This window comes from Paratractidigestivibacter sp., from assembly GCF_963660155.1.
Taxonomy (GTDB): Bacteria; Actinomycetota; Coriobacteriia; order Coriobacteriales; family Atopobiaceae; genus Paratractidigestivibacter.
Genome location: NZ_CAVKWG010000008.1, coordinates 38,329 through 49,450 on the forward strand (window position 1 = coordinate 38,329; position 11,122 = coordinate 49,450).

Consider the following 11,122-nt stretch of genomic DNA (forward strand, 5'->3'; position numbering starts at 1 on the left):
GCGGCACCAACTCGGGGCGTTTTCTCGGCTGAGGCGGCCCGTCGGCACCAACTCGGGGCGTTTTCTCGGTGGGGACGGCGCGGGGTGGGCTCGGCCAAGCGGCTGCGGCGCGATGCGGCCGGGCGGCGCGGGCTTGCGGCCCCGACCCACGCGTCCGCGCCCTCGCCCGCGCTCACGAAGCCTTAGCGGGACGCCTTGCGCATGCCGAGCGAGAGGAGAAGGCCGATCACAGCCAGTATCAGCACAAACGTGAAACCGTAGTGCGAGCCCATCGTGGCCGCGGCGCACGTATCGAGGCCGGCGGACGTGCCCACGGCATCGCCGGCCGAGAGCATGCCGGTCGCCACCGCGGTGCACACGGCGCCGCAGACCTGCTCCATCGTGTTCAGGATGGTCGACCCGTCCGCGTTCATCTCCTCGGGCAGGGCACTGAGGCCGTTCGTGGAGCAAGGCGACATGGCCAGCGGCACGCCAACCATCAGCAGCACGTGGGCGGCTATGAGATAGACGATCGGCGTATCCGTCGAGGTAAACAGCATGAGCGCCGCGCCGATGCACGAGATGGCAAAGCCGCAACGGGCGGGGCCAGCCGCGCCCACGCGGTCATAGAGCTTGCCGGACCAAAGCGAGACGCCGGCGTTGACGATGCCGCCCGGCAGCATGAGCAGGCCGGATAGCGTCGCGGTGAGGCCAAGGCCGTTCTGCGCGAACTGCGGAATCAAATACATCGCGGCGAGCGTGATGCCGAAGCTGATCATAACGAGGGTGGCGGACACGCGGAACCGCTTGTTGGAAAAGGCGCGCAGGTTGAGCACGGGACTATCGCTCGCAAGCTGCCTGCGGGAATAAACGACCAGGGCAACGACGCCCACGACCAGGGAGCCGATGACCGCAGGAGACCCCCAACCCAGAAGGCTCGAGAGGCCGAACCCAAGGACCACGCCGCCAAAGCCCAGGCAGGAGAGCACGCAAGAAGCGGCGTCGACCGGCGGTCGCGTGAGCTCAAAGGGGCTCACCAGGTAGTGCGCGGTAAACACCAGACCCACAGCCATGATCACGGCGAAGATAAAGAAGAGCGCGCGCCACGAGAAGTACCCCAGGATAACGCCCGAAAGCGAGGGGCCGATGGCCGGCGCGAACATGATGATGAGGGACATGAGGCCCATGGCGCCACCGATTTGGGATGCCGGGAACACCTCGAGCACGACGGCGAACATAATGGGAAGCACAAGGCCGGTGCCGATCCCCTGGATGAGGCGGCCGGAGAGAGCCACCCCGAAACTCGGGGCTAGGGCGCTCATCAGCGAGCCGACAAAGAACGCGCCGATCGCGAAGAGGGTGAGCGAGCGGGTGCGGAACCACTTCATGAGAATGCCCGCGAAGGGAAGCACGAGGCCGATGACCAGCATGTATCCCACGACCATCCACTGGGCAAGCGACGCGGTGATGCCAACGACCTTCGTGAGCTGCGGCAGCGCAACGTTAAGCGCGCTTTCCGAGAACATGCCGATGAAGCCTCCCAGATAGAGGCCCATCATGGCAAGGTGCGGCCGCTCGACGCAGGCGCGGGCGGCGTCCTGGGCGGAAGCGGCGCCCCAGGTACAGGCGGAAGCTGAGTTAGATGTCATCGATAGATCAATCCTTTCTGTTGGACCGCGGCGCCAACGCGCGACGCCCCCGGCCGGGAAACTACGACGCAAGCCTTTGTTCCCTAATTGGTCTGATTGAATCGGCGTTTCTCGGGAAATCGTCAAACTCGGCTGATTTGGGCGCGGCAAGACGGTGTTTAGGAACGCTGGGCCGAGGCAAGAAACTCTTCACCTACCTTCTTTTTTAGAAAGCGAAAGAAAGGCTACCTGCGGTTTCTTGCCTGGAAGTCGCAAAAACACGCAGTAGGTGAAGAGTTTTCGACGCCAACGGCGACGGCAACGGCGACGCCGACGGCAACGGCGAGCACGATCCAACGCCGCCGGCTGGCCCCCAGGGTGAAGATCCGACGCCATCGCTCCACGCACCACGCCCGCGAATCCCGTGCGCGCGGCAAAAAAGGGCGGGAACCCGAAGGTCCCCGCCCTTGGCAAGAAACGAATCGCGGATCTGCGCGGGCTACACCCAGAAGAGCATGGAGTTGTAGCTCGGGACCGGCCAGTAGTCCTCGGCGACGACCGGCTCCATCTCGTCCACGGCGGCGCGCAGCGCGTCCATGGCAGGGATAACGACGTCGCGGTAGGCCTCGCACTCGGCCTGCGGGTCCTCGGTCTCGCGGGCGTCGGCGTTCTTGGACTCGAGGTCGGCCACGGCGGTGTAGATGGTGTCCAGGCCGCCAGTGAGGGTCTTGACGAGCTCCAGCTCGGCCTTGGACTCGATGCCCAGCTCGGCCTTGGTGGCCACAGAGGCGGCGAGGCTGCTGCTGTACTCCGAGATGGCCGGCAGGTAGAGGCGCTTGGCCATGTCGACCATGGTGTTGGCCTCGATGTTGAGCAGCTTGGCGTACTGCTCGGCCTTGGAGACGTAGCGGGCGTTGACCTCGGCCTCGTTCAGGACGCCGTACTTGGAGAAGAACTCGATGTTCTCAGGCGTCACCATCTGCGGCAGGGCATCGACGGTGGTCTTGAAGTTGGGCAGGCCGCGACGCTCGGCCTCGGCCTCCCACTCGTCGGAGTAGCCGTTGCCCTCGAAGATGACGCGGTGGTGCTCCTTCAGAGCCGCCTTGACCCAATCGAGCGCGGCGGCGGTGAACTCGTCGCCGGTCTTGCCCTCCATTGCGGTCGCGAACTCGTCGCAGACCTCGGCCACGGCGGTATTCAGCACGACGTTGGGATCGGAGAGGTTCTGCTGAGAGCCGCACATGCGGAACTCGAACTTGTTGCCGGTGAAGGCGAAAGGAGAGGTGCGGTTGCGATCGGTGGTGTCCTGGAGCACGTCCGGCAGCATCGGGACGCCCAGGTCCATGCGGGTCTTGCCGTGGGCCTCGACGGTCTCGTCGTTGATGAGGCCCTCGACGACGGCGTCGAGCTCGTCGCCCAAGAAGACGGAGACGATGGCCGGGGGCGCCTCGTTGGCGCCGAGGCGGTGATCGTTGCCGGCGGAGGCGACGGAGACGCGCATGAGGTCGGCGTGGCGGTCGACGGCGGCGATAAGGCCGGCGAGGAAGACGAGGAACTGGAGGTTCTCACCGGGGTTGGAGCCAGGCTCGAGGAGGTTCTTGCCGTCGGCGCAGACCGACCAGTTGTTGTGCTTACCGGAGCCGTTAACGTAGTCGAAGGGCTTCTCGTGCTGCAGGCATGCCAGGCCGTGGTGAGTGGCGAGGAGCTTCAGCTTCTCCATGGCGAGCAGGTTGTCGTCGATGGCAAGCGAGCCCTGCTCGAAGATGGGGGCGAGCTCGTGCTGGGCGGGGGCGACCTCGTTGTGCTTGGTCTTGGCGGGGACGCCGAGCTTCCAGAGCTCGTCGTCGACCTCCTTCATGAAGGCGTTGACCGTGGGGCGGATAGCGCCGAAGTAGTGCTCCTCGAGCTCCTGGCCCTTGGCCGGGGCGCAGCCGAAGAGGGTACGGCCGGTGAGCACCAGGTCCGGGCGCTTCTGGAAGTCCTCCTCCTTGACGAGGAAGTACTCCTGCTCGGGGCCGACGGTGGTGATCACGGAGGTGACGTCCTTGCCAAAGAGCGCGAGCACGCGCTTGGCCTGCGTGGCCAGGGCCACCTGGGAGCGAAGCAGCGGGGTCTTCTTGTCGAGCGCCTCGCCGGTGTAGGAGATGAAGGCGGTCGGGATGCAGAGGACCTCGTCCTTGATGAAGGCCGGGGAGGTCGGGTCCCAAGCGGTGTAGCCGCGGGCCTCGAAGGTGGCGCGAAGGCCGCCGGAAGGGAAGCTCGAGGCGTCGGGCTCGCCCTGGACGAGCTCCTTGCCCGAGAAGGACATCAGCACGGAGCCGTCGTCCTTAGGCGTGATGAAGGAGTCGTGCTTCTCGGAGGTGATGCCGGTCAGCGGCTGGAACCAGTGCGCGTAGTGCGTGGCGCCCTTCTCCAGCGCCCAGTCCTTCATCGCGTGGGCGACCTCGTTGGCGATGTCGAGGTCGAGGGCCTTGCCCTCCTTGATGACCTTCGTGAGCTCCTTGTACGTAGGCTTAGGGAGCCGCTCCTGCATGACCGCGTCGGTAAACAGCAGGCTGCCGTACTCCTCGGTGACCTTATCCTTGCCCATGTGCGCCTCTTCCCTTCTTGGTTGGTTGGCGTGCTGGCTTACGTTTGACAACTCTAGTTGCCCATTGTTGCACGGGAGTTAACCCGAGGTATCCCGCAGCGTCTACTTATGGAGCGGTTTTGTAACCGGTTCGCGTCAGGTTTGGGGCAAGGCGGGGCCGACCGGCGGGCTCGGGCGACGGGTGGGCTCGGCTTGGAGCAGGGCCTCGCACGACTATAAGGCAGTTTTCATATCATCTTATTGTTGAGTGGGGCGCCCCGGGGGCCGTCTTGCCGTCGCGAACCTATACTTCCATCTGATTGGCTTCCCCATAGACAGCGAAGAAGGACAGGTTTTCATGGCACGTCACTTTAGAGACGACTCCGCGCAGCGCGCCTACGCGAGCCAGTCGCGCCGCAGCGCCGACGCGAGCAGGCAGGGATACGCCCGGCAGCAGGGCTACCAGCAGCAGAGCTACCAGCAGCAGGGCGCTTATCAGCAGCAGGGCTACACCGCCGCTCCCTACGACATGGGCGACGGCCGAGCCTCGACGCCGCGCCGCCGCAAAAAGAAGAAGAGCCCGCTGCCGCTGATCCTCGCCGCTATCGTGCTCGCCGCAGCGGGCGTGGGCATCTACCTGTTCCTCAACCCGCCCTTCTACGGCGTGACCGTCAACGGAACCGAGCAGACGGTGAACTACGGCACGACCGTCGCCCAGTGCATCGAGAAGGGCTACGCCGCGCCCACCGCGGGCAACCTCATTGCCGTGGACGGTTCCATTGCCCAGCAGGGCGGCGGCGAGGCCTTCTCGGCCACCGTCAACGGCAACGCGGTCGATGGCTCCTACTCCCTCAAGAAGGGCGACGACGTCCAGATCTCGGACGGCGCCGACAAGGACGAGGAGTACACCGAGACCACCGAGACCGTGTCGCCCGGCGTCTCCGGCACCGACTACTCCACCTTGAGCAGCTATTACCTCGGCTCCATCCACGTGTATTCGTCGGGCGAGGACGGCGAGAAGACCGTGAAGACCGGCACGGTCTCCGGAAAGACCGTCGAGGAGATCACCAAGCAGCCCATCGACGCCGGCTACAACACCTATAACGCCAACGTAGGCGACGAGAAGGTCATCGCCCTTACCTTCGACGACGGCCCCTGGGCCACCACCACCACCGAAATCCTCGACATCCTCAAGGAGAACGGCGCCAAGGCGACCTTCTTCCAGATCGGCAACCAGATCGCCGACATGCCCTCCATAGAGAAGCGCATCGTCGAGGAGGGACACCAGGTCGGCACCCACACCTACGACCACGCCTCCGGCACCGGCCAGGGCGTGAACCTCACGTTCATGTCGGCCGAGGAGCAGCGCATCGAGATCTCCAAGGGCTTCGCCGCCATCGAGGAAACGCTGGGCACAACCGTGACCCACATCATGCGCGCCCCCGGCGGCAACTACTACGGTTCGCTCATCGATAACCTCAAGGACCTCGTCGTGGCCGAGATCGGCTGGAACGTGGACACCGAGGATTGGAGCCGACCGGGCGCCGACGCCATCGCGCAGGCCATTCTCTCGGTCAAGCCCGGCCAGGTCATCCTCATGCACGACGGCGGCGGCGACCGCAGCCAGACCGTAGAGGCCCTGCGCACCGCCCTGCCGCAGCTCATCGCCCAGGGCTACAAGTGCGTGACCATCGACGAGCTCATGGCCTACGGCAAGTAACCCCCGCGAGCAACCCCTCCCGAATCGCACCATCCCTTAAAGTTCGGAAGGCTTCCAAACTTCGGAAGCCTTCCGAACTTTTGTTTAGATTCATATATCCGCAGCTAGATGAGTTGTGAATCTGTGTCGTCGAAGCGTTCTGAAGTTTGGAAGCCTTCCGAACTTTAGGAGAGGGGCGTGGGGCGCCGGGGGCGGGCGTTGGGCGCGGGGCGGGCGGTTAGGCTTCGAAGCCGGGGTCGTCGATGCGGGCGGCGGGGTCGTCGGCGGCGGCGGTGGCCAGCGCGTCGCAGCGCTCGTTCTCGGCATGGCCCGCGTGTCCCTTGACCCAGTGCCAGCGCACGTCGTGCGGCTCGCAAGCAACGATAAGGCGCTTCCAGAGATCGACGTTCTTCACCGGCTGCTTGCTCGCCGTTTTCCAACCGCGCTTGACCCAACCGGCGATCCAGTGCTGCTTGAAGGCGTTGCACACGTACTGCGAGTCGGTCTGGAAGTCGACGACGCAGGGCCGCTTGAGCGCCTCGAGGGCCACGATGGCGCCCATGAGCTCCATGCGGTTATTGGTCGTGCGCACGTAGCCGCAGCTGAACTCGCGCTCGTGGACGCCGCCGGCGGGGTCGGTGTAGCGAAGGACGGCGCCATAGCCGCCGGGGCCGGGGTTTCCGCGAGAGGAGCCGTCAGACCAGGCCTCAACGTGCATGGTCGGGGATGTAGCGGCACCGCCGCCTGCGTCGCGCGCCGGAGCCTGCGATACCTTGTCGCCGGCGCTCGCCGCGAAGTCGTTCCAGCCCGCCACTACTTGGCCTCCGCCCAGTTCGCGCCATAGCTCACCTCGGCGATGAGCGGCACCTTGAGCTCCGCCACGCCCTCCATGGTCTCGCGGACAAGGGTGCTCGCGGCCTCGATCTCGCCGCGCGGCACCTCGAGGTCCAGCTCGTCGTGGATCTGCAGCACGAGGCGGCTCTCGAGCCCCTCCTCGCGCAGGCGCTCGGCCACGCGGACCATGGCGATCTTTATGATGTCGGCGGCTGAGCCCTGCATGGGGTGGTTCATCGCGGTGCGCTCGCCAAAAGCGATGAGCTGCTTGTTGTGCTGCGCGAACTCGCGGATGTGGCGCTTGCGGCCGTACATCGTGACGGCATAGCCGCAACCGTGCGCGCGACGCACCGATTCATCCAAGTAGGCGCGCACGCCGGGGTACGCATCGAAGTAGCGGTCGATCATCTCCTGCGCCTCTTTGCGTGAGATCTTAAGCGAGCTCGCGAGGCCGAAAGCCTGCTGGCCGTAGACGATGCCGAAGTTGACGGCCTTCGCGCGACTGCGGAGCTGCGCCGTCACCTCCTCCACCGGCACGCCGAAGACGCGCGCCGCCGTCGCCGCGTGGAAATCGGCTCCGGAGTTGAAAGCCGCGACCAGGTGCTCGTCACCCGAGAGATGCGCGAGCAGGCGCAGCTCGATCTGACTGTAGTCGCAGGCAAGAAACACGCGGTCCGCGCCCACCGTGAAGGCCTGGCGCACGCGGTGCCCCAGCTCGGAGCGGGTGGGGATGTTCTGTAGGTTGGGGTCGGAGCTGGAGAGGCGGCCCGTTGCGGCCACGGTCTGGTTGAGCGTGGTGTGGATGCGCCCGTCTTCGCGCACGAGGTTCGGCAGCGCCTCCAGATAGGTGGAGCGAATCTTGGCGCGCTCGCGGTAGTCGAGGACGTCGGCCACGATTCTGTGGTCGCGGGCGAGGTCGGCCAGGATCTTGGCGTTCGTGGAATAGAAGCCGCGCTTGGTCTTCTTGAGGCCCGCGGTCGGAAGCCCCAGCACGTCGAAGAGCACGTGCGAGAGCTGCTGCGGGGAATCGAGGTTAAAGTCCTCGCCGGCCTCGGCGCGGATGCTCGCGACCATGCGGTCGATCTCGGCCCCGAGCTCGGCGGACTGCTCGCGCAGCACGGAGACGTCGACGCCAAGGCCCTCGCGCTCCATCTGGGCGAGCACGGGAAGAAGCGGCATCTCAATCTTGTCGAAGAGCCCCGCGGCCCCGTCGGCGTCGAGCTTTTGGCGCAGGGGCTCCACGAGCAGGCGGGAGGCCACGGCGGCAAGCGCCGCTGCGGGCACCTCGTCGCTCGGCTCGGGCAGGCTCGCGCCCAGGTGCTGGCCGGCGAGCTCGACCGCGCCGTAGGAGCCCTTATCGGACTCGAGCAGGTAGGCGGCCACGGACACGTCGAAGATGCGGGCGGGGTCCACGTCGGCGGGCGCGAGCTTCTCGGCCTCGGCGGAGTCAACGGGCGAGAGCTCGTGGATCAGGGCCTTGACGTCATCGGACGCGACGCGCCCCTCGCCGAAGAGCTGCTCGAGCGCCGCCTCGGCGGCCGTGCCCTCGAGCTTGGCCAGGCAGTGGGCGGTCGAGGCCCAAAGGATGCGGGAGAGGCCGAACAGGGCGCCCTCGGCGCGGTCGTCGGCCACGGCGCAGCCGACCCACTCCCCCGCGCCCAAGGCGGAGGCGACGGCGGCCAAAGCATCGTCGCCGGCAAGAAGGGCGCCGACCTGGACGTCGGCGGGCGCAGGCGCGCTGCCCGCGGCCACGCTGCCCGGCGCGCCGCCCGCGGCCGCGCTTCTCGCCGAGCCGCCCGCGAGCTTGGCGAGACGCCCCGTCATGCCCGTGAACCCAAGGGCACTGAAGGCACGGGTGACCTCGGCCGGGTCGAACGTGGGGAACTTCGCGTCGGCGAGGTCGAGCTCGATGGGCGCGTCCGTGCGAATGGTGGCCACCTTGCGCGAGAGCAGCGCATCGTCGATGTGGGCGCGCAGGTTCTCGCCCATCTTGCCCTTGACCTCGTCTGCGTGGGCGATGACCTCGTCGAGGTTGCCGTACTGCACGATGAGCGCCGCGGCCTTCTTGGGGCCGATGCCGGGAACGCCGGGGATGTTGTCGGACGTATCGCCCTTGAGGCCGTAGAAATCGGGCACGAGCTCGGGCGTGATGCCGTGGTAGAGGTCGTCCACGCTCTCCGGCGTCATGATGACGACGTCGGAGACGCCCTTCTTGGTGCTCACGATCTTGACGTTGTCGGTGGCGAGCTGGTACATGTCGCGGTCACCGGTGAAGAGCAGCATCTCGTAGCCGCTGTCCTCGCCGCGGCGGGCGAGCGTGCCCAGGATGTCGTCTCCCTCCCAGCCCTCGAGCTCGCATACGGGCACGTCGAGGATGCCGAGAAGCTCCTTGACCATGGGGAACTGCTCGTGGAGAGCCGAATCCATCGGCGGGCGCTGGGCCTTGTACTGCGGCAGCATCTCCATGCGCACGCGCGGCTTGCCGCGGTCGAAGGCGCAGATCACACCGTCCGGTTTAAAGGTTCCGACCATCTTGATGAACATGTTGAAGAAGCCGAAAAGCGCGTTTGTTGCGCGGCCGTCAGGCGCGCTCATGGGCTGGCGGATGGCGTGGAACGCGCGGTGCATGAGCGAGTTGCCGTCGATGACGGCGATGGTGCGGCGGGCCGCGGCCTCGGTGCTCTCGGGCATGGGACTCCTAACGTCAGTGAGTTAGCTCCCCTATTGTAGCCGCCCGGGGACGCGGCACCGAGAGGGGCCCGCAGCTTATGCCACGAGCCTCACGTTGCCGTCCTCGCCGGCCAGGGAGAGCAACGTCGAGACCGCCGGGGCGATGCCGCCCTGGAAGTCGCTGCTCATCGCCACGACCTCGCGGCCGGAGGCAAGGACGCGCTCGGCACGGGCGGAGGTGGCCGCGTCTAGCTCCGGGTTCCAGCCGGCCGTTACCTCGAAGTTCACGCGTGACCGGTTGAGACGGCCGGGCAGGTTGTACGGCACGCGGGTGTCGAGCGGGAAGAGCTGGGCGCCGGAGCTGGCCGCCATCCCGCAGGCGCGGGCCTCGGCCTTGAGGTCACCGGACCAATAGGCGATGACAGGTGCCGAGCCGGCTTTGGAGACAGCTGCGGACATGGATTTGGTGGTTGCGAAATTGTTGGACATGAGAAGCCCCTTTCATCGGTTTATCTGGTACTTGTTTATTAAATTACCGATGAAACGAGCAGATTAATCACACGCCGCATGCTTCGGCGATTCTTATCGGCGCCGACACCCCGCGCTCGCGGGAAGCGCGAGAAATACTTCTCGGCGCTTTTGCGGACGGCGCTTTTTGCCACGCGCCTGATCCGCGCGCCTAGACCAGGCCGGCGCAGCACTCGTCGCCGAAGTAGCGGTAGAGCAGCTGCTGGTTCTCGATGCGCTTGCCCAGGCTCGCCTCGTAGTCGCACGTAAAGACCGCGGTATAGAGGCAGTCCAGCAAGAAGAGCGCCGAGAGATGCGTCGAGAAGCTGGAGATCTTCTGCCGGAAATTCTCGCCGGGGGCAATGCGCAGCAGGTAGTCAGCGTACTCATCGAAAACCGTGGTGTCCGCCGACGTGAGCACCATGATGGGCGTGCCCTTCTGGCGAAGAAGCGCCGGGGCCTCGGCCATATTCATGCCGTGACCGCCGACCGAGACGATGATGCCCAGGTGGTCCGGCGCGCTGTTGGCGAGCACCAAGTTGCGCGTGTACTCGTTCGTGGGGACATTGACGGGGTGGCCGATTTCCGCCATCTGGAGCGCGAAGTTCTCCGCGAGGGTCAGATTGCCCGACGTCGCGTAGACGTCGACGGACGAGGCGGCGCGGATGGCCGCGGCGCAGCGATCGAGCTCGGCGGGGTCGATAAGAGCTGCGGTGCTCGCCACCGTAGCCTCGTACTCACCCTTGAGCGCGCCCACGATATCGCTCGACGTGGCGCCGGGCGCGACCGGGAAGTTGACGTCGACGTCGGTCTCGCGCAGGCGGCGCCACTCGGCGGCATCGGCCGCCACGCATGCCTTGAGCTCGGCGATGCCTGAGGTGCCCATCTTGGCACAGAGGCGATACACCGTGGCTTGGCTCACGTTGCAGGAGGAGGCAACGGACTTCGCGGGAGCGCGCACGAAGGCGTCGGGGTCGCGCAGGACCCATGCGGCGACGGCGCGTTCCCCTTCCGAGAACCCCTCGGCGCGATACAGCCTGAGCAGTGTGTTCATGCGGCCCCTTTCGAATGCTCCGACAGCCCAAATTCTACGCGAGCGGGCGGGGGTCGCGCCCCGTTTTCGACGGTTGTGGCCATCGCGGCAGCTCGCGCGCCCCGTTTTCGACGGTTGTGGCCATCGCGGGCCGCGTTTCGCCCTCTTTTTAACGGTTGTGGCCATACGCCGCAGCCACAACC

7 protein-coding genes are annotated in these 11,122 nt (G+C 66.2%); 1 reads left to right on the plus strand and 6 read right to left on the minus strand.

Annotated elements, in window-relative coordinates; genetic code table 11:
• Positions 1-182 precede the first annotated feature (182 nt).
• Both U5709_RS01045 and U5709_RS01050 read right to left on the minus strand, forming a co-directional pair.
• Positions 183-1,628, minus strand: coding sequence for an MFS transporter (locus U5709_RS01045; protein WP_321972561.1), 1,446 nt, complete (start codon positions 1,626-1,628; stop codon positions 183-185).
• Positions 1,629-2,106: 478 nt separating this feature from the next.
• Positions 2,107-4,197 carry a glutamine synthetase III gene (locus U5709_RS01050; protein ID WP_321971987.1) on the minus strand — a complete coding sequence of 697 codons (2,091 nt, stop codon included), beginning with the start codon at positions 4,195-4,197 and terminating at the stop codon, positions 2,107-2,109.
• 337 nt (positions 4,198-4,534) lie between these two features.
• On the opposite strand from U5709_RS01050, the gene U5709_RS01055 reads away from it, so the two are divergent.
• Positions 4,535-5,896 carry a polysaccharide deacetylase family protein gene (locus tag U5709_RS01055; protein WP_321972562.1) on the plus strand — a complete coding sequence of 454 codons (1,362 nt, stop codon included), beginning with the start codon at positions 4,535-4,537 and terminating at the stop codon, positions 5,894-5,896.
• 217 nt (positions 5,897-6,113) lie between these two features.
• On the opposite strand, the gene rnhA is transcribed toward U5709_RS01055, so the two are convergent.
• The 4 genes from rnhA to U5709_RS01075 all read right to left on the minus strand — a co-directional run bounded on the left by rnhA (position 6,114) and on the right by U5709_RS01075 (position 10,940).
• Complete coding sequence (rnhA, locus tag U5709_RS01060; RefSeq protein WP_321972571.1) at positions 6,114-6,593, minus strand: ribonuclease HI; 480 nt, start codon at positions 6,591-6,593, stop codon at positions 6,114-6,116.
• A 95-nt stretch (positions 6,594-6,688) separates the two neighbouring features.
• Positions 6,689-9,400 carry a DNA polymerase I gene (gene polA / locus U5709_RS01065; RefSeq protein WP_321972563.1) on the minus strand — a complete coding sequence of 904 codons (2,712 nt, stop codon included), beginning with the start codon at positions 9,398-9,400 and terminating at the stop codon, positions 6,689-6,691.
• A 75-nt stretch (positions 9,401-9,475) separates the two neighbouring features.
• Positions 9,476-9,868, minus strand: coding sequence for a hypothetical protein (locus U5709_RS01070; protein WP_321970982.1), 393 nt, complete (start codon positions 9,866-9,868; stop codon positions 9,476-9,478).
• Between the two features lie 190 nt (positions 9,869-10,058).
• Positions 10,059-10,940, minus strand: a complete 882-nt coding sequence (locus tag U5709_RS01075; RefSeq protein WP_321972564.1) for a MurR/RpiR family transcriptional regulator — start codon at positions 10,938-10,940, stop codon at positions 10,059-10,061.
• Positions 10,941-11,122 lie beyond the last annotated feature (182 nt).